Consider the following 19152-nt stretch of genomic DNA (forward strand, 5'->3'; position numbering starts at 1 on the left):
TCCGCGCGTCAGTGACGCCGGCGGTGTGCCGCCCACGCGAGCGCGAGGACGCCCAGGACGGCTCCGATGACCGCTCCCAGGCCGTTCGCCAGGACGTCGGCCACTGATGCGGTGCGCGCGGGCAGGAAGAGCGCCTGGCCGGCCTCGATGCCGACGCTGACGACCAGGCCCACAGCCCCACCGGCCCACCACCAGCGAGCGCCCGCGAGCAGGACCACGAGCAGGCCCAACGGGACGAAGAAGACCACGTTCGACAGCGACTCGACCGTGCCGTAGCCGAACCAGTCGGGGGCCCCGTGCCGATGGGCGATCGCGATCACCCGGTCGAGCGTCGGACCGGCCGCCGCGTCGACGGGTGAACCCCAGAACCCGACGAGCACCACCGCGACGCCGTAGGCGGCGGCGAGCCACGTCGCGACCCGACGGCTGCGGCCGGTGGCCGGGGCGCGCCCTGGATCGCGGGGACTGTCGGAGGTCACCCGACCGACGGTAGTGAGTCGGGCCTCCCGGATGGGCGTCTCCGTCATTCCGTGACGCATCTCGGAGGTCCGGAAAACGAGTACCCCGATCTGAAGCCTGTACCCCGGAAAGACGTCACACCGCCCCGGAAACCCGGGGGACGCCGATGGGCCGCATTGACAGAACCCGTGAATCAACGGGCATCGCTGGCGGTTCGAGCCGTGGTTCTCGTAGCGTTCTGGTGTCAGCAGATGTACCCCGGATCGTGAAGGAGAGCGACATGAGCATCACCGTCAACAACGCGACGCAGGCCGAGGTCACACTCGACACCGACACGGTCGACACCATCGCGATCCTCGAAGCCGACGCGGCGACCTCGACCCGTCCGACCCGCGCGAAGGTCACCTGGGTGCAGGAAGACCAGGGCGAGTGGATCGCCGGCTACGGCGGGTACTTCGGCGGCAGCGTCGACAAGCGCGACGGCCGGTTCGTCGCCTCGGACACCTTCGGCCTCGTCGTCGGTGAGTTCGCCACGCTCGAAGAAGCGCAGACCAAGCTCGAGGACCAGCTCCACGTGATGCTCCCGTCGGTCATCCGACCGGTCGAGTAGGCGCCACCGGCGCCACCGCACCGCACCGCACCGCCAGCGCCACCGCACCTCCGGCACCACCGCACCGTCGGCGCCGTCAGCGCCGGCACCACCCAGCACCATCGGCGTCCGCGACGCCCGCAGCACCAGTACGCAGCACAGCCCGAAGGAGCACGACCATGAGCATGACCACCGATCACCCCCAGCAGGCCGAAGTGACGCTGGACACCCGGACGATCGAGGTCATCGCCGAGATCGAGGCGCAGGTCGTCGCCGACACGGCGCCCGAGCGCGTCCGCATCAGCTGGGCGCAGCCCGACACCGGGCTCTGGGTCGCCAACTACGGCGGGTACTACGGCGGCACCGTCGACCGGCAGGGCACCCACTTCTTCGTCGCCGACACGTTCGGCGAGTACGTGGGGGACTTCCGCTCCCTCGACGAGGCCAAGGGGCGTCTGGCCGAGCGGCTGCACGTGCTGCTGCCCGACGTGATCCGCGCCACCGCCTGATCCGGACCACGCTCGAACCCCTGAAACCCCACCGGATCCCGGTGGGGTTTTCCAGTGCCCCGAGCGGGTGACGTGGGCCTGAGGTGCGCCTACCCCCAACAACGAGTGGTCCCCCCTATTGGGGACCCGTTCCGTCCCCACTTCGGTATCGAGACCTGCCAGTATCGACCCGGCGCCAACGACCGTTCACCCTGAACCGACGGCCGTTGATCAGCGCCCGCATCATCTCGACCCGAAAGTGATCATGCTGCCTGGAAACCAGGGCACCGCTGTGCCTCGACGCCGCTTCGGCGTCCGAACCGTCGCCTTGTTCGGTGCCGCGCTGCTCGTCGGCGCCGGTCTCTCGACGACCACGGCGGTCATCGCGGCCGAGCCGGCGTCGGCCGTCGATGCGACCCAGAACGGTGCGCTGGTCTGCTACCCGCAGAACACGCTGTACGCGATCGACAGCACCGGCAAGGTAGTTGCCGTCGACATCAGTTCGGACGAGTCCAAGGTCGGTCAGACCGCGGACGTCACGAACCTCGGTGCGGGCGCGAACAACGGTCTCGGCATCTCGCGCGAGGGCGTTTCGATGTTCGCCGCAGCGAACGGCGGGACCGCGACGCTTCGTCAGTACGACCCGAAGACGGGTGTCGCCAGCGACCCGGTCGCGACCGACACGACACGGTCAGTGATCCGTGGTGCCGTGAACCCGGCAACGGGCATCTACTACTACGGCGACGGCACCGGTTGGCTCGGCGCGTACCGCCCCGCGACGGACACGACGCCGGCGAAGTACCTGGGTCAGGTCGGGCAGATCAACGGCCTCGCCACGCGGAACGCCGCCGACACCGCGAACGCGAACGGCGACTTCGCGTTCAGCTCCCGCGGACTGTTCTTCGTCGTCGCGGCGAACCACGTCTACCGCGTGAACACGAACGAGGTCCCGACGACGTCGGGCAACACGGCGATGACGACGACCGAGATCGCGACCCTGCCGTCCACCACCAACAGCCCCGGCATCGCGTTCTCCTCCGACGGCTTCCTGTACGTCTCGAACACGGTGACGACCAACCGGGTCCCGACCACCACGATCTTCCAGCTTGACCCCACGTCGGGCAAGGAAGTCCGCAACTTCCGCATCGTCGGTGACTACGCAGCCAGCGACCTGGCCAGCTGCAACTACGCCGACACCGTCACTGGTGAGTCGAGCGTCGACAAGCGCTGGAACAGCGGTGACCAGTTCAAGCTGTCGATCACCGGCGGCGGCATCACCCCGAACGACGGCACTACCGGCACCACGAGCGGCAGCGCCACGGGAATCCAGGCCCAGAAGGCGGGCGCGGTCCTGACCACGCCGAACAAGGACTACACGGTCACGCAGACCGCCGACGGCACCACGGACATGGCGAACTACGACACCACGTGGAAGGCCGTCGACCAGGGGACCAATGCGGTCATCGCGAAGGGCAACGGCAACACCGGCACCTTCACGTTCCCCGCAGCCACGACCGCCGACGGCACCGACATCGTCGTGACCTTCACCAACACGATGCAGGCCGTCCACGTCACCACGACCTCGGACACCGGCAACACGCCGAACGGCACCACGCTGACCGTGCCCGCGAAGGGCGTCTTGTCGAACGACAGCGGCACCGGCCTGTCCGTCGTGTCGAACACCACGCCCGCTCACGGCACCGCGACCGTGAAGCCCGACGGCTCGTACACGTACACGCCGGCCGCCGGCTTCTCGGGCACGGACACCTTCCAGTACACGGCGAAGGACTCCTCCGGCCAGACGTCGACCAGCACGGTGACGATCACCGTCGCCCCGGCGGGCACCGACGACGCGTTCAGTGTGCACGCCGGCCAGACCGCGACTGCGGACGCCGGGACGGGTCTGCTCGCGAACGACCACGGCACCGGCCTGACGGTCACGGGCAACACGAAGCCCGCCCACGGTGACCTGACCGTCGAGAAGGACGGCTCGTACTCGTACACTTCCACCGCCGGTTACTCCGGCCCGGACTCCTTCACCTACACGGCGAAGGACGGCGACGGCGCGGAGATCTCCGGCACGGTCACCATCACGGTGCTGCCGACCGCGGTCGCCGACACGATCACCGCGACGGCGGGGGCCACCACCCCCGGCACCGCCCCCGGCCTGCTCGCCAACGACCTCGGCGCAGACCTGACGGTCACCGGCAACACCAAGCCCGCTCACGGTGACGTCGTCGTCGCGAAGGACGGCAGCTACACGTACACCCCGGCCACCGGCTACTCCGGCCCCGACTCCTTCACGTACACCGTCACCGACGGCACCGGGGGGACCGACACCGTGACCGTGACCGTGAACGTCGCTCCGCTGGCGAAGGACGACACCGTCCGCGTCGCCGCCGGCAACACCTACACCGCCGACACCCGCGCCACCGGCGTCCTGGGCAACGACCTCGGCACCGGCCTGACGATCTCGTCGAACACGAAGCCCGCGCACGGCGAGCTCACCCTCGACAAGGCGACGGGTGCGATCACCTACACGCCGGCCGACGGCTTCTCGGGCACGGACTCGTTCCGGTACACCGCGACGGACACCGCCGGTGCGCCGACGACCGCCACGGTGACCATCACGGTCAACCCGACGATCGCGAACGACACCACGACGACGAGCGCCGGCACCCCGGTGAACGTCGACGTGCAGCACAACGACCGCGGCACGGACCTGGTCACCACGATCGTCACCGGTCCGGCGAACGGCACCGCCGTGGTGGCCGAGGACGGCACCGTCGACTACACGCCGAGGGGTGGCTTCTCCGGCACCGACTCGTTCACCTACACCGTGACCGACGGCTCGAAGGTCACCACCAGCCCGGCGACGGTCACCGTCACCGTCAAGCCGGTCGCGAACGGCGACACCGTGTCGACGAAGTCCGGCGAGACGCTGACCATCGCGCCTGAGACGCTCACCGGCAACGACACGGGAACGAAGCTGACCGTCACCGACGCGGCCGTCGTGGCGGACGCCGACGGCACGACGCACGGCGACGTCGCGATCGACCCGACCACCGGCACGATCACGTACGCGCCGAAGCCCGGCTTCTCGGGCACCGACACCGTCACCTACACGGTGCGGGACGACTCCGGCCAGACCACGACCGGCACGATCACCGTCGTCGTCGGCCCGATGGCCACCCCGGACACCGCGACCGCCACCGCCGGCACCACGCTGACCGTGGGCGGGGACGGCGACGACCGCACGGGCGTGCTCGGGAACGACGAGGGCGCGAAGCTCACCGCCACGGTCGACCTCGAGCCCGCGAACGGCGACCTCGAGCTGGCGGAGGACGGGTCCTACACGTACACCCCGAAGGACGGCTTCTCGGGCACGGACACCTTCACCTACACGGCGAAGGACCCCTCCAGCGGGACGGCCACGGGTGTCGTGACCATCACGGTCGAGCCCGGCACCGAGCCGGACGAGATCACGGTCAAGGCAGGCGGCAGCACGACGGTCACCTCCGCCGACCTGACCGGCAACGACCACGGCACCGGCCTGTCCGTCCTCGACATCCCCGTCGGCAAGAGCGGCACGAACGGCACCGCGGTCCGGAACGACGACGGCACCGTCACCTACACGCCGAAGCCCGGCTTCTCGGGCACCGACGAGTTCACGTACACGGTCACCGACCGCAACGGCCTCACGAACACCGGCACCGTCTCCGTCCGGGTCACCCCCGTCACGGCGGATGGCTCCACGACCACCGACGCCGACGGTTCCATCACCGTCCCGGCCGACAAGGGCGTGCTCGACGGCGCCACCGGCACCGACCTGCACGTCACGGACAACACCGACCCGTCGCACGGTGACGTCGTCGTCGACGAGGACGGCGGCTACACCTACACGCCGAAGCCCGGCTACTCCGGTCCGGACTCGTTCGACTACACCGTCACCGACGGCGCCGGCGGGACCACCACCGGCACCGTGACGATCGTCGTCGCCCCGAAGGCCGTCGCCGACACCGCGACCACCACCGCCTCGACCCCGGTCGACGTCTCGGTCACGGGCAACGACTCCGGCACGGAGCTCGCCGTCACCGCGGTCACCAAGCCCGGTCACGGCAACGCCGCGATCACCGGCACCGTCACCTACACGCCGACCGACGGCTTCTCCGGCACCGACACCTTCACCTACACGGTGACCGACCCGACCGGCGGCACCGAGAAGGCGACCGTCACCGTGACGGTCACACCCGTCGCGGTCGCAGACACCCTGCACACCACCGCCGGCACGGCACTGCCGATCACCGGGACCACCCTGACGGGCAACGACCACGGCGCCACGCTCACGGTCACCGGCCACGGCCACGGCGACGCCGTGCACGGCGCCGTGACCAAGGGCACCGAGCCCGGATCGCTCGTCTACACGCCGAAGAAGGGCTTCTCCGGCACGGACACCTTCACCTACACCGTCACCGACGGCTCCGGCCAGACCACGACGGCGTCCGTGACGGTCCTCGTCGGCATCGCCGCCGTCGACCAGTGGCACACCATGCCCACCAACCAGGTGATGCGCACGTCCACCGCCAACGGCGTCCTCGTCGGCGACTCCGGTTCCGACCTGTGGGCATCGGTGGAGACGAAGCCGCAGCACGGGCGGCTCGCGCTGGCGAAGAACGGGTCGTACGTCTACACGCCGCCGGCGGACTGGTCCGGCCGTGACTGGTTCACCTACGCGGCGAACGACGCCGAGGGACACACCGCCCTCGCGCTCGTCGTCATCGACGTCACCCCGACGGCAGTGGACGACAAGGCCGCCACGACGGCGGGCAAGCCGGTCACCGTCTCGGGCCCCGGCGTGCTCGGCAACGACCACGGCACCGACCTGACGGTCGTGACCTCCGGCACGGCGAAGCACGGCACGGTCTCGATCGCCGCGGACGGCACGTTCGTCTACACCCCGGCGAAGGGCTTCTCCGGCACCGACACCGTGACCTACCGGGCGCAGGACGCCTCCGGTCAGCAGGTCGACGCCACCGTCACCGTCACCGTCGGCATCGACGCGACGAAGGACGCCGGCCACACCATCGCCGGCACCCCGGTCACGCGTGACGCCGCCCACGGTCTGCTCGCGAACGACCAGGGCACCGGCCTCAGCGCCGCCCTGGCCCGCAAGCCGGCCCACGGCACGGTGACGGTCCAGCCCACCGGCGCGTACGTCTACACCCCCGCCGCCGGCTTCACCGGCACGGACACCTTCACCTACACGGTGACGGACGCCTCGGGGCAGACCACCACCGCCACCGCCACGATGACGGTCGTCGCCGCCGCGGTCGCGACAGACGACTCCGCCACCGGGACCGTCGGGCACCAGGTCAGGATCGACCCGCTCGACAACGACTCCGGCACCGGCGGCGCCGCCTTCGAGACGGCGACGCTGCACCTGATCGACCCGAAGACGGGCAAGCCCGTCGACACGGTGGTCGTCGACGGCGAGGGTACCTGGACCGTCGGTCACGGACAGGTCGTGTTCACCCCGGCAGCGGGCCACACCGGCACCCTGTTCGTCGGCTACACCGTCACCGACACCGAGGGCCAGACCGTCACGGCGACCATCACGGTCACCTACCCGACGGGCGTCGCGGCCGCGGTCCACGTCGCGGAGCTCGCGTTCACCGGCACCACCGGCCTGGTCGGCCTGGGCCTCGGAGCGCTCGCCCTGATCCTGGCAGGTGTGCTGCTCTCGATGCGTCGGCGCACCGCCGACGAAGCAGCGGCGCCGGGCATCCGTCGCAGCGCGCGTCCGTAACACCGGGATCGACCGGGAGGCCCGGATCACGTCAGCCGCACGGCGCACGTGATCCGGGCCTCCCGTCTTCCCGCCCCGGTCGCGTGCGCGCCCGGTCGCGCGTCGAACCGCCGGCTACGCCACGGGGTCGATGAGCTGCGGGCCGTCGTTCTTCACGCTGTTCACGGTGCGGGCGACCTCGTACTGCTCCAGGCCGGCCGCGACCGTCAGCGACTCGTGGTCGAGCAGTGCCAGCAGGTCGGCGGTGCCGAGCCCGTCGGCGTCGCCGCGCAGCCAGTCGTCGTAGCCGTCGGGCGTCAGGAACGCCGGCATGCGGTCGTGCACCTCGCCCGGAGCGACGTGGGCGTCGCGCGTGATGATCGCCAGCGAGAGCCGCCACTTGTCCGGGTCGCCCTCGGGCTTCGTCGGGTCCGGCCAGGCGCTCACGACCCCGGCCATCGCCAGGGCACCGCCGGGCTCGTGGACGAAGTGGGGCTCCTTGCCGTCCTCGCGCACCACCCACTCGTAGTAGCCCTGCGCCGGCACGATGCAGCGGTTCGTCGCGAAGGCCCGCTTGAACATGCCGCTCGTCGCGACCGTCTCGATGCGGGCGTTGATCGGCTTCGGGCGCTGCTTCTGGAAGTCCTTCGCCCAGCTCGGCACGAAGCCCCAGCTGATCTGCGGCAGCTCGCGTTCGCCGTGCCGCTGGCGGACGGCGTACACGGGGTCGGTCGGGGCGACGTTCCAGCTCGGCACCAGGCCCGTCCCCACGACGCCGGTGTCCTGGTCGACGTGCTCGGTCCGGTCGGCGAGCTCACCGAGGAGCTCGGGCAACAGATCGGCCGTGGTGTCGGAGACGACGAACCTTCCACACATCCTCCCAGTGTGCCCCGTGCCCCCGACAGTCGCGCGGCCGGTGCTGTTCCCGTGCCCCGTATCCCGCTTCGTGAGCAGAAATGGTCGGGTCCCGTCACGCCAGCCGACCATTTCTGCTCACGAAGTCGGCCCGGCGGGGACCTCGAGCGGCTCGGCGGCCTCGGCGGCGACCCGGGCGCGCTCGGAGCGGCCGAGGCGGACGACGTACTCGGGCAGCACGAGGACGTAGAGCGCGACGGACACCACGGGCCACCAGGGCGCGACGTCGAGCAACGGGCCAGCACCGACGGCGGCGACCCCTGCCCCCAGCAGCGGGGTGACGCGGGCGAGCGTGCCGATCAGGCCGCGGCGGAGCAGGACCGTGTCGGTGCGGACGGCCTCTCGGTCCTCGGGTGCAACGGGGCATGGTCGCCGCTGCAGGTACGGCTGCACCGAGGTCCGCACCGAGTTCTGCCACGAGGCCCGCACCTGCCGCCCGTTGATCGTCGCCGAAGGGTCCGGCGGGCGCCGCGTCGGGAAGCACGCGAACGTGAGCAGGCCCACGCCGGCCGCCAGCAGCACGATGGCCGCCACGCTGCGGAGCGGAGGCTGTGCGGTCCAGCCGAGCCGGGCCTCCAGGACGAGCATGCCGACCAACGCGACCACGGCTGCTGCGCCGGACCACGCTGCCGCGCGGCGGACACGACGCGGGTCCAGCACGTCGTCGACGTGCCGGAAGAAGATCCGCCAACCGAGTGCGAACACGGATCAGTCTCCGGGCAGCGAGAGCTTGCTGCCCTTCGGGGTGCCGGGCCGGCCGCGGGCGGGCGGCGCCGGTGGGACGGGCGGGAGGGCTTCGGCCTCGACGCGCAGCTGCTCCTGACGGCCGAGGGTGCGGATGCCCCCGATGGCGGTGACGGCACCGGTCGCCGGGATGAGGATCCAGACCGCGGAGAGACCGACGATGTCGTCGTTCGTCGAGATCGTGAAGACGTTGAGCAGCACGGTCGCGAGGAACGCGAGTCCCCACCCTCCCAGCAGCAGGTACCCGCGGAACGCTGCCCGGACCAGCAGGTCGCGGGTCTCGGGCATGCCGTGCAGGACGGCGTCACGGTGCTTCGGGTCGACCGCGGGAGGGTTGCGGCGGTAGTAACGGGCGATCGCCTCTTGGGTACGCCAGCCGATGCCAGGGATCGGCGGGACGTTCCAGCCCTTCGGCCCGACCGGTACGAAGCACGTGCCGATGAGTCCGATGCCGGAGGCGAACAGCACCGCCACGATGATCGCAGCGGCGACGGGGACGGAGCCGTCGTCGAAGAACAGTCCGAGTACGACGAGTCCCGCCAGCGCGACGACGGCCACGATCACGCCGACGACCACGATGCGGCGGCGGCGCTGCACGCTGACGAGAGCGGGCAGTCGCTCCCGGTACACCTGCCACCCGATCTTGAACACGTGTCATGTCTACCCGGGCGCGCGGCGTCGTGGCTCGGGCGCTCGGTACTTCGTGAGCAGAAATGGTCGAGTGCGCTCGTGGGGCCCGACCATTTCTGCTCACGAAGTTCACGAAGTGCGCCGCGGGCACCCCGCGGCACGCCGCGGACACGCCCGGCGGCGCGGGCACGCGCGGGCGCCCGGCCCCGGCGCCCCGGGCACGCGCAGCACACGTCCAGGTGGGCGCGATGACCTCGGCTCCATGAGTCTCGACATCGTCTACACCGCAGCCGCCCACGCCACCGGAGGCGGCCGCGACGGGCACGTCCGCAGCGAGGACGACCGGCTCGACCTGGACACCCGCCCGCCGAAGGAGATGGGCGGCAGCGGCGAGGGCACCAACCCCGAGCAGCTGTTCGCCGCCGGGTACGCCGCGTGCTTCCTCGGTGCACTGCACGCCGCGGGCAAGGAACTCGACCTCGACACCACCGGCGCCGAGGTCTCCGCCGAGGTCGGCATCGGCGGCGCCGGCAACGGCACCTTCGGCCTGGCGGTCGAGCTCGACGTCTACGCACCGGCCGCCCCGCAGGAGCAGCGCCAGCGCCTGGCCGAGCGCGCGCACGAGATCTGCCCGTACTCGAACGCCACCCGCGGCAACATCACCGTCGCGCTGTCGATCGTCGACTAGCGTTCCGGCGTGGTCACCGACGAGACGCGCTGCCCCTGCCTGAGCGGCAACCCCTACGGCGAGTGTTGCGGCCCCCTGCACCGCGGCGCGGCCGCGCCGACCGCGGAGCGCCTGATGCGCTCACGCTTCAGCGCGTTCGCGCTGGGCCTGCCGGAGTACCTGCTGCTCACCTGGCACCCGCGCACCCGTCCGGCGGCCCTCGAGTTGGACGCGTCCCAGCGCTGGACCCGGTTGGACGTCCTGACGACGACCTCGGGAGGCCCGTTCGACTCCCAGGGCACGGTCGCGTTCCGCGCGTGGTGGCGTTCCGACGACGACCGCGGGACGCTCGAGGAGACGAGCGCGTTCGTCCGCGAGCAGGGACGATGGTTCTACGTGGACGGTGTCGTCGCCTGACGGCTCCGCACCACGCCAGCTGACAGGAGTCGACATGCCCGCACGCGACCTCACCCGCTTCGGCGACCGGACCACGGCCGCCGAGGTCGTCGACGGCCTCGACCTGACAGGACGCACGGCGGTCGTCACCGGCGCCGCGTCCGGCATCGGGGTGGAGACCGCCCGAGCACTCGCCGGTGCCGGGGCGCGCGTGACGCTCGCCGTGCGGGACGTCGACGCCGGCCGACGGGTCGCGGACGACATCGCCCGGTCGACGGGAACCGACGCACCGGCCGTCGCCGAAGTGCACCTGGACCGCCCGGGCTCCGTCGAGGCGTTCACCGCAGCGTGGTCGGGGCCGCTCGACGTCCTCGTCGCCAACGCCGGCATCATGGACGCGCCCGAGTCGTACACGCCCGCCGGGTGGGAGGCGCAGTTCGCCACGAACCACCTCGGGCACTTCGCCCTCGCGCTCGGGCTGCACGACGCCCTGGCGGCCTCGGGTTCGGCCCGCATCGTCTCGGTGTCGTCGAGCGGCCACGGCGGTTCGCCCGTCGTGTTCGACGACCTGTTCTTCCGCCGGCGTCCCTACGAACCCGGACTCGCCTACGGCCAGTCGAAGACCGCGAACGTGCTGTTCGCCGTCGCCGCTGGCCGGCGGTGGGCCGCCGACGGCATCACCGCGAACGCCCTGATGCCCGGCGGGATCTGGACCGGGCTGCAGAAGCACTGGGACCCGGAGGTCCTCGCCGCCACGAAGATCGCCGCCGCCGACGCCGTGAAGACCTCGGAGCAAGGAGCCGCGACCTCGGTCCTGCTCGCCACCGCACCGGAACTCGACGGGGTCACGGGTCGCTACTTCGAGGACTGCCACGAAGCAGCGGTGGTGGAGCGGATCGAGGACGGCCTGCACGGCGTGCTGCCCTGGGCGCTCGACCCGGACCAGGCCGACCGGCTGTGGGACGTGTCCGTCGCCCTGCTCGACGCCGAGGCGCGGTCCCGCGGCTGACCGCGGTGCGCCGGCGTCGGCTAGTTGCTGATGACGGCGGGCAGGCCGACGGCGGTGCGCATCGAACGGCGAACGGCGGCCTCGTCGGGGAGGAGTTCGTCCTCGTCACCGGTCAGGAAGAAACGGATCTGCCCGATGGCCTGCTCGGTGAGCATGTCGAGGCCGTTCAGCACCCGGCCGCCGGCATCGGCCCAGCGCGACGCGGCGGCGGTCGGCCACGGCTCGTAGGCGACGTCGAACAGCACGGCGTCCGACCCCGACGGCACCAGCTCGAGCGGGTCGGCGGCGCCGCCGGGCAGCGTCGACAGGACGAACCCGTGGCGGGTTCCGGGTAGGTCGGTGAGCGGCAGGACCTCGAGCGAGACGCCGAGGCGAACGGCCAGCTCCACGAGCGCGCCGGCCTTCGCGGTGTCGCGCAGGAACACCCGCACGAGCGACGCCCCGAGCCGCACCGCCGCCGTGAGGGCGCTCGCCGCGGTCGCCCCGCCACCGAGGATCGTCGCCTCGCCGGGCAGGTGTCCGAGGGCCTCGACCGGGCGGACGAGTCCCTGGACGTCGGTGTTGGCGCCCGCGCGGACGACGGCGGACCCCTCGCGTCGGAACGCGACCGTGTTCGCGACCCCGAGCTCGTCGACGAGCGGGGTCGTGCGGTCCAGGAGCGGCAGCACCTCGCGCTTGAGCGGCATCGTGAGACTCAGCCCGCGCCACTCGGGACCCAGCCCCGCGACGAACGCGTCGAGCCCGCCGGACGCGACCTCGTGCCTCCCGTACGACCACCCCAGCCCGAGCGCAGCGTAGGCCGCTTCGTGGAGCGTCGGGGAGAGCGAATGCGCGATGGGGGAGCCGAGCACCGCGAGGCGCGTGCGGTCTGGATCTGGGACGGCCACGGTCACCCAGCCTATCCAGCTGATTTCCTGTACGCCCCGTTAGGTTAGGCTACCCTTCGTGATCCGCTCATCCCTTCGTCTCCGACGTGTCCTCGCCGCTGCGGGTGCCGTCGTCGCAGCCTCCCTCGTCCTCGCCGGCTGTGCCTCTGGCTCCGGTTCGTCCACCGACACTGCGTCGTCCGGCTCGTCCGACGGCGCCTTCCCGGTGTCCATCGCGACCGGCCTCGGCACCACGACGATCGACTCGCAGCCCAAGCGCGTCGTCGCACTCGGCTGGGGTGACGCCGAGACCGCGCTCGAGCTCGGCGTGCAGCCGGTCGGCGCGAGCGACTGGCTCGCCTTCGGTGGCGACGGCGTCGGACCGTGGCTCAAGGACGCGTACACGAAGTCGCCGAAGATCATCCAGACGCTCGAGCCGAGCTACGAGGACATCCTCAAGCTCAACCCCGATCTGATCCTCGACGTGAAGTCGTCTGGTGACAAGGACCGCTACGACAAGCTGTCCGCGATCGCGCCGACCGTCGCGATCCCGAAGGGCGGCGAGAACTACCTCGCCTCGACCGAGCAGCAGACCACGATGATCGCGAAGGCGCTCGGCAAGGAGTCCGAGGGCAAGAAGCTGCTCTCCGACCTCGACGACGCCTACGCCACGGCGCGCAAGGCCCACCCGGACTTCGAGGGCAAGACCGCCGTCGTCGGTGCGTACAGCTCCGAGGGCTTCGGGGCGTACGCCTCCACCGACAGCCGCTCGTCGTTCATGAAGAACCTCGGGTTCACTATCCCGTCGGCCATCGACAAGGAAGCCGGCAAGGCGTTCTCCGTCACGCTGTCCGACGAGAACCTCGACCTGCTCGACGCCGACCTGACGCTGGTCCTACCGATCTACGTCGACGCGTCGAAGGCCGAGGCTGACCCGCTGTTCCAGAAGGTGCCGTCCGTCGAGGCTGGCCACTACATCGTCTTCGACGACAAGGACGTGTCGTCGGCGTTCTCGATGGGCACCACCGCTGCGATCGAGTGGGCGCTCGACAAGCTGCCGGCCCAGTTCGAGGGCAAGCTCGGCTGACCTGGCCGGTCTTCACCCGCGAAAGCGACAGGGTGCCGCCGAACATCGGCGGCACCCTGTCGCTTTTGCGGGGTGTTCGGGGCTGACGGTCTGGTCGAGACGGCTCAGACGGCTCAGGCGGCGCAGACGGCTCAGACCGGGAAGCTCGAGCCGAGCAGGGCGAAGAGCAGCGCGATCAGCGGGAGCGTGCCCTGCTTGAACGCGGAGTTGACGTACTTGCGGCCGGAGCCGACCAGGATCACCGCGGCGCCGAGCATGCTCGCGGTCGAGAACACGACGAGGGTCCAGCCGGTCGCGGTGTTGCCCGCCAGCACCAGCACGACACCGAGGATCGCGCCGATCGCCAGGAACAGGTTGTAGAACCCCTGGTTGAAGGCGAGGGAGCGGGTCGCGTCGGCCTCGGTCTCGGTCGCGATGCCGAACACCTTGCGGGCGCGTGGGCTCGTCCAGATGATGGATTCGAGGAACCAGATGTACACGTGGACGAGGCCAGCGAGGACCGCACACACGCCCGAGATCACGAGCAAGACCGACATGTGCTCATTCTCGCAGGCGTCGGCGGGGTTCGGCTGCGCGTCCGCCAGTAGGCTCGGGGCATGAGCGACGACGTCACCCCGCCCGAGCCCGAAGCGACGGCCGAAGCGACGGCTGTCGCCGAACTCCGGAGCATCCGGCAGAGCATCGACAACATCGACGCCGCCGTCATCCACATGCTCGCCGAGCGCTTCAAGTACACCCAGCGGGTGGGGCACCTGAAGGCCGAATCGGGCATGCCCGCCGCCGACCCGGACCGCGAACAGATCCAGGTCGCACGGCTCCGGAGCCTCGCCGCCGAGGCGCACCTCGACCCTGCCTTCGCCGAGAAGTTCCTCAACTTCATCGTCGCCGAGGTCATCCACCACCACGAGCGCATCGCCGGGCGCGACGAATGAGCGTCGACCTGCCGACCCTGCTCGTCGGTTCCTACACCGCCACCGGCGGCGGGAACGCGACCGGCATCTCCCTGGTCGACGGCGGCGCTGCCAGCGCGGGCGCGGTCGCTCGTACCGTCGCGGTGCTCGACGATCCGTCGTTCCTCGCCGTGTCGGGCGACCGTGTCTACGCCGTGTCCGAGACGAACGACGGCGGCGTCTCCGCCTTCCGGATGCAGAACGGCGCGCTCGAACACCTGTGGGACGCCTCCGCCGGCGGTGACGCCCCGTGCCACCTGCGGGTCGACCCGTCCGGGGCGCTCATCGTCACCAACTACGTCTCCGGCACCGTCACCGCCGTGTCCCTGGCGGCGGCCGAGTCGTTCTCCGCCTCGGTGCTCGCGAGCGACGGCGTCGTCCTGCCCGCAGACGGCGTGCACGGCCGAACCGACCGGCTCGCCGTCCCCGCCTCGGCCATCGCCGTCGCGACCCTGCCCGCCGCCACCGGCCCGGTGCAGGACCGGCAGGATGCGCCGCACGCGCACCAGTCCGTCGCGACGCCGGACGGCACGGTGCTCGTCGCCGACCTCGGTGGCGACGCGCTGCACGAGTTCCGCGTGACCGTGTCGGCCGACGGCGTCCCCACGCTCGAGGCGCTGCGCGTGCACAACGTGGCGCCCGGCGTCGGCCCGCGGCACCTGGCCTGGTACGCAGGCGACCTGTTCGTCGCCGGTGAGCTCGACGGCGCGGTCCACCGACTCCGCCGCGACGAGTCCGGCTCGCTCGTGACGATCGCCTCTACCCCGACGTTCGAGGGTGCGGTGGGGGAGTCGCTCCTCAGCCACATCGAGGTCGACGACGCCGGACTCGTGACCGTCGCCGTCCGTGGCCGAGACCTGATCGTCGTGCTCGACGCTGCCGATGGCGGGCTCACGCTCGTCGGGTCCGCGTCGTGCGGGGGTGCCTGGCCGCGGCACTTCGCCCGGGTGCCCGGGTACGTGCTCGTCGCCAACGAGCGGTCGGACGCCATCGCCGTGCTGCCGATCGGTGCCGACGGTGTGCCGGGCGAGGCCGTGGAGCAGATCGCCGTCGGGACCCCGACGTGCATCGTCCCGCTCTGACCGCCGGTTTGCTGGTGCGCGCCTGACGCCGTCGTGTTGCGACAACGCCTCCATGTTCACGAGACGCCGCTGAACCCGGGGGCGTTTCGTCGACACGGAGGCGTCGTGCGCAGACGACGGCGTGTTCCGACAGGTCGCTAGCGCTCGATCAGGTTCTCGAACGGGCGACCCTCGGCCAGCGCGGCGACCTGCCGACGCATCAGCTCGATCGACCGCGGGACGCTCAGGTCGGTGTTGCCCCCGACGTGCGGCGTGAGGACCGTGTTCGGCGTCGTCCACAGCGGGTGGCCGTCGGGCAGGGGCTCGGGGTCGGTGACGTCGAGCGCCGCGAACAGCCGCTCGGACTGCAGCTCCGCCACCAGTGCATCGGTGTCGACGACCTTGCCGCGAGCGACGTTCACCACCAGGGCGCCGTCGGGCAGCGCGGCCAGCAGTTCGGCGTCGACCAGCCGTTCGGTCTCGTCCGTCAGCGGCGCGATGAGCACGAGGACGTCCGTCGTCGGTGCGAGCTCGGGCAGCTCGCCGAACGCGTGCACGTGGCGACCGTCCTGGTCGCGAGCGGTGCGGGCCACGACGGTGACCTCGGTGCGGAACGCCTCGAAGCGGGTGGCGATCGCCGACCCGATCGCGCCGTAGCCGACGACCGTGACCCGGCGGTCGGCCAGGGAACGGGTCTTCCGGGCGTCCCAGACACCGTTGGCGCGATCGGCCTGGAACGCCCCGAGTTCACGCAGCGAGGTCAGCGCCAGGCCGACGGCGAGCTCGGCGGTCTCGTCGTCGTGGATCCCCCGACCGTTCGCCAGCTGGGCGTGACCGGGCACGTGCGGCACCGCGTGCTCGTAGCCGGCGCTCGGCAGCTGCAGGAGCTCGAGCGCCGGCAGGTCGTGCACGAACTGCCAGCGGTGCCGTCCACCGAAGTAGAACGGCAGGAACGTGATGGCGACGTCGTCCGGGCGACCGTACGGCGCCTCGACGTCCCACACGTCCAGCTCGATGCCGTCCGGCACGGGGCCGAACCGGTCGACGAGCTCCGCGAAGGGCAAGGTGACGATGGGCACGCGGTGTCCGCCGGGCCTAGGAGTCCGTGCGCGGCGAGAACGCACCGTCGGAGTCGAGCGGCCCACGGCCGACGTACCCCTCGGTGACGTCCTCGACGATCACGTCGCCGAAGCGGGCCGGCAGCGTCGCGTTGTGCGTGCCGCGGAGCTCGTCGAGCGTCGCCGTGAACGCCCCCTGGACCTCGAGCGCATTCGACGTGGCGTCGGTCACGCCGATGCGCAGGACCGGGAAGCCCCGACCGTCGCACAGGCCCTGGAAGCGGACGTCGTCCTCGCGCCGGACGGTCACGATGACGCGACCGGTCGACTCGGAGAACAGCGCGGTCGCCGTGTCGACGCCGTCGCGGGACTCGAGCTCGTCGAGGACCACGCGGGCGCCGAGGCCGAAGCGGAGCACCGACTCGGCGAGCGACTGGCCGAGGCCACCGTCCGCCAGGTCGTGCGCACTCGTCAGCAGCTGCTCGCCGCTCGCTGCGAAGAGCAGCTCGGCGAGCTCCTTCTCGCGACCGAGGTCCACCGCCGGCGGACGACCGCCGAGGTGGCCGTGCACCGTGCCGGCCCAGGCCGACCCGTCGAGCTCGAGGCTCGTGGTGCCGAGCAGGTAGATGTTGTGGCCGTCGTCCTGCCAGCCCGACGGGACGCGCTTGGCGACGTCGTCGATGACACCGAGCACACCGACGACCGGGGTCGGGTGGATCGGGGTCGAGCCGGTCTGGTTGTAGAACGACACGTTGCCGCCGGTGACCGGGATGCCGAGCTCCATGCAGCCGTCGGCCAGGCCCTCGACCGCCTCGGAGAACTGCCACATGACCTCGGGGTTCTCGGGGGAGCCGAAGTTCAGGCAGTCGGTGACCGCGGCGGGGACGGCACCGGTGACGGCGACGTTCCGGTACGCCTCGGCCAGGGCCAGACGAGCACCCTGCTTCGGGTCGAGCTGGCAGTAGCGGCCGTTGGCGTCGGTGGCGATGGCGACACCGAGCCCCGTTTCCTCGTCGACGCGGATCATGCCGCCGTCGTCGGGGAAGGACAGGGCCGTGTTGCCGAGCACGTAGGTGTCGTACTGGTTCGTGACCCAGTTCTTCGACGCCAGGTTCGGCGAACCGAGCAGGCTGAGGAATTGCGCCTTGAGCGCGGGGCCGTCGGCCGGACGGTCGAGCGACGCCGCGCTGTCGGCCTGCAGTGCGTCGATCCAGGTCGGGTAGGCGACCGGGCGGTCGTAGACCGGGCCGTCGACGGCGACGGTGCGCGGGTCGACGTTCACGATCTCCTGGCCCTGCCAGTCGATGACGAGACGGCCGGTGCCGGTGACCTCGCCGAGAACGCTGGTCTCGACCTCCCACTTGCCGACCACGGCGAGGAACTCGTCGAGCTTGTCGGGGCGGACGACCGCCATCATGCGCTCCTGGCTCTCCGACATCAGGATCTCTTCGGCCGTGAGCGTGGGGTCGCGCAGCAGGACGTCGTCGAGCGAGATGTGCATGCCGCCGTCGCCGTTGCTCGCGAGCTCGGACGTGGCGCAGGAGATGCCCGCGGCGCCGAGGTCCTGGATGCCCTCGACCAGTTCCTTCTGGAACAGCTCGAGGCAGCACTCGATCAGGACCTTCTCGGCGAAGGGGTCGCCGACCTGGACGGCGGGACGCTTGGTCGGGCCGCCCTCGGTGAAGGTGTCGGACGCCAGGATCGACGCGCCGCCGATGCCGTCGCCACCGGTGCGGGCACCGAACAGCACGACCTTGTTGCCGGCTCCGGACGCGTTCGCCAGGTGCAGGTCCTCGTGCCGCAGGACGCCGACCGCCAGGGCGTTGACGAGCGGGTTGCCCTGGTACACCGGGTCGAAGTAGGTCTCGCCGCCGATGTTCGGCAGGCCGAGGCAGTTGCCGTAGAACGAGATGCCACCGACGACGCCGTGCACGACGCGTGCGGTGTCCTCGTGGTCGATCGCGCCGAAGCGGAGCTGGTCCATCACGGCGACCGGGCGGGCACCCATCGAGATGATGTCGCGGACGATGCCGCCGACGCCGGTCGCGGCGCCCTGGTACGGCTCGACGTAGGACGGGTGGTTGTGCGACTCGACCTTGAAGGTCACCGCCCAGCCGTTGCCGACGTCGACGACACCGGCGTTCTCGCCCATGCCGACCATCAGGTTCTTCGTCATCTCCGGCGTGACCTTCTTGCCGAACTGACGGAGGTAGTTCTTCGAGGACTTGTAGGAGCAGTGCTCGGACCACATGACGGAGTACATCGCCAGCTCGCCCGAGGTGGGGCGGCGGCCGAGGATCTCCTTGATGCGGGCGTACTCGTCCGGCTTCAGGCCGAGCGCGTCGTACGGCTGGTCCTTGTCGGGAGTCGCCGCGGCATCCTGCACGGTGTCGGGCTTCGGGCGCACGTAAGTCGTCACGGTGTTGTCGTTCCCTGTCACTGGAGTCG

The 19152-nt window shown here is 71.1% G+C and carries 17 protein-coding genes; 9 read left to right on the forward strand and 8 right to left on the reverse strand.

The features are described 5' to 3' along the window. Positions 1-8 precede the first annotated feature (8 nt). The gene (locus EDF31_RS18815; RefSeq protein ID WP_165901501.1) at positions 9-479 is read right to left on the reverse strand and encodes a VanZ family protein; all 471 of its coding nucleotides are present in this window, start codon (positions 477-479) and stop codon (positions 9-11) included. Positions 480-739: 260 nt separating this feature from the next. Between EDF31_RS18815 and EDF31_RS18820 the strand changes: the two genes are divergently transcribed. The 3 genes from EDF31_RS18820 (at position 740) to EDF31_RS18830 (ending at position 7342) form a co-directional block, all read left to right on the forward strand. Then, the gene (locus tag EDF31_RS18820; protein ID WP_131847493.1) at positions 740-1069 is read left to right on the forward strand and encodes a hypothetical protein; all 330 of its coding nucleotides are present in this window, start codon (positions 740-742) and stop codon (positions 1067-1069) included. Between the two features lie 158 nt (positions 1070-1227). Further along, positions 1228-1557, forward strand: coding sequence for a hypothetical protein (locus EDF31_RS18825; RefSeq protein WP_207896303.1), 330 nt, complete (start codon positions 1228-1230; stop codon positions 1555-1557). A gap of 271 nt (positions 1558-1828) precedes the next feature. Beyond that, a complete protein-coding gene (locus tag EDF31_RS18830; protein WP_165901502.1) occupies positions 1829-7342 on the forward strand; it encodes an Ig-like domain-containing protein in 5514 nt (1837 codons plus the stop codon). A gap of 114 nt (positions 7343-7456) precedes the next feature. Here EDF31_RS18830 and EDF31_RS18835 read toward each other — a convergent pair whose 3' ends face one another. From EDF31_RS18835 to EDF31_RS18845, 3 genes are all read right to left on the reverse strand, one after another. Next, positions 7457-8197, reverse strand: coding sequence for an SOS response-associated peptidase (locus EDF31_RS18835; RefSeq protein ID WP_131847497.1), 741 nt, complete (start codon positions 8195-8197; stop codon positions 7457-7459). Positions 8198-8314: 117 nt separating this feature from the next. Further along, complete coding sequence (locus EDF31_RS18840; RefSeq protein WP_131847499.1) at positions 8315-8941, reverse strand: hypothetical protein; 627 nt, start codon at positions 8939-8941, stop codon at positions 8315-8317. Between the two features lie 3 nt (positions 8942-8944). Next, a complete protein-coding gene (locus EDF31_RS18845) occupies positions 8945-9631 on the reverse strand; it encodes a hypothetical protein (protein WP_131847501.1) in 687 nt (228 codons plus the stop codon). Between the two features lie 241 nt (positions 9632-9872). Here EDF31_RS18845 and EDF31_RS18850 point away from each other — a divergent pair, with 241 nt between their 5' ends. From EDF31_RS18850 to EDF31_RS18860, 3 genes are read left to right on the forward strand one after another with little or no spacing between them, the layout of a single operon-like run. Further along, positions 9873-10298, forward strand: a complete 426-nt coding sequence (locus EDF31_RS18850) for an organic hydroperoxide resistance protein (protein WP_123293624.1) — start codon at positions 9873-9875, stop codon at positions 10296-10298. Positions 10299-10307: 9 nt separating this feature from the next. Beyond that, positions 10308-10694, forward strand: a complete 387-nt coding sequence (locus EDF31_RS18855; RefSeq protein ID WP_123293625.1) for a YchJ family protein — start codon at positions 10308-10310, stop codon at positions 10692-10694. 34 nt (positions 10695-10728) lie between these two features. Continuing rightward, entirely contained in the window at positions 10729-11682 is a 954-nt protein-coding gene (locus tag EDF31_RS18860; RefSeq protein ID WP_131847503.1) for an SDR family NAD(P)-dependent oxidoreductase, read from the forward strand. Between the two features lie 20 nt (positions 11683-11702). Here EDF31_RS18860 and EDF31_RS18865 read toward each other — a convergent pair whose 3' ends face one another. Beyond that, complete coding sequence (locus tag EDF31_RS18865) at positions 11703-12569, reverse strand: shikimate dehydrogenase (protein WP_131847505.1); 867 nt, start codon at positions 12567-12569, stop codon at positions 11703-11705. A 58-nt stretch (positions 12570-12627) separates the two neighbouring features. Between EDF31_RS18865 and EDF31_RS18870 the strand changes: the two genes are divergently transcribed. After that, on the forward strand, positions 12628-13635 hold the full coding sequence (locus EDF31_RS18870) for an iron-siderophore ABC transporter substrate-binding protein (protein ID WP_131847507.1): 1008 nt from the start codon (positions 12628-12630) through the stop codon (positions 13633-13635). A gap of 131 nt (positions 13636-13766) precedes the next feature. Here EDF31_RS18870 and EDF31_RS18875 read toward each other — a convergent pair whose 3' ends face one another. Then, positions 13767-14171 carry a DUF1304 domain-containing protein gene (locus EDF31_RS18875; protein WP_123293628.1) on the reverse strand — a complete coding sequence of 135 codons (405 nt, stop codon included), beginning with the start codon at positions 14169-14171 and terminating at the stop codon, positions 13767-13769. A gap of 60 nt (positions 14172-14231) precedes the next feature. Between EDF31_RS18875 and EDF31_RS18880 the strand changes: the two genes are divergently transcribed. After that, the gene (locus EDF31_RS18880; protein WP_123293629.1) at positions 14232-14567 is read left to right on the forward strand and encodes a chorismate mutase; all 336 of its coding nucleotides are present in this window, start codon (positions 14232-14234) and stop codon (positions 14565-14567) included. Further along, on the forward strand, positions 14564-15667 hold the full coding sequence (locus EDF31_RS18885) for a beta-propeller fold lactonase family protein (RefSeq protein ID WP_131847509.1): 1104 nt from the start codon (positions 14564-14566) through the stop codon (positions 15665-15667). The genes EDF31_RS18880 and EDF31_RS18885 overlap by 4 nt, the downstream gene beginning before the upstream one ends. A gap of 137 nt (positions 15668-15804) precedes the next feature. Here the strand turns inward: EDF31_RS18885 and EDF31_RS18890 are convergent, their stop codons facing one another. Both EDF31_RS18890 and purL read right to left on the reverse strand, forming a co-directional pair. After that, positions 15805-16725 (reverse strand): 2-hydroxyacid dehydrogenase, encoded by a 921-nt coding sequence (locus tag EDF31_RS18890; protein ID WP_165901503.1) that lies wholly within the window; start codon positions 16723-16725, stop codon positions 15805-15807. Between the two features lie 16 nt (positions 16726-16741). Continuing rightward, positions 16742-19123: a phosphoribosylformylglycinamidine synthase subunit PurL gene (gene purL / locus EDF31_RS18895; protein ID WP_243650153.1), complete on the reverse strand. Its 2382-nt coding sequence runs from the start codon at positions 19121-19123 to the stop codon at positions 16742-16744. Positions 19124-19152: the final 29 nt, after the last annotated feature.

The organism is Curtobacterium sp. PhB142 (genome assembly GCF_004341255.1).
Taxonomy (GTDB): domain Bacteria; phylum Actinomycetota; class Actinomycetes; order Actinomycetales; family Microbacteriaceae; genus Curtobacterium.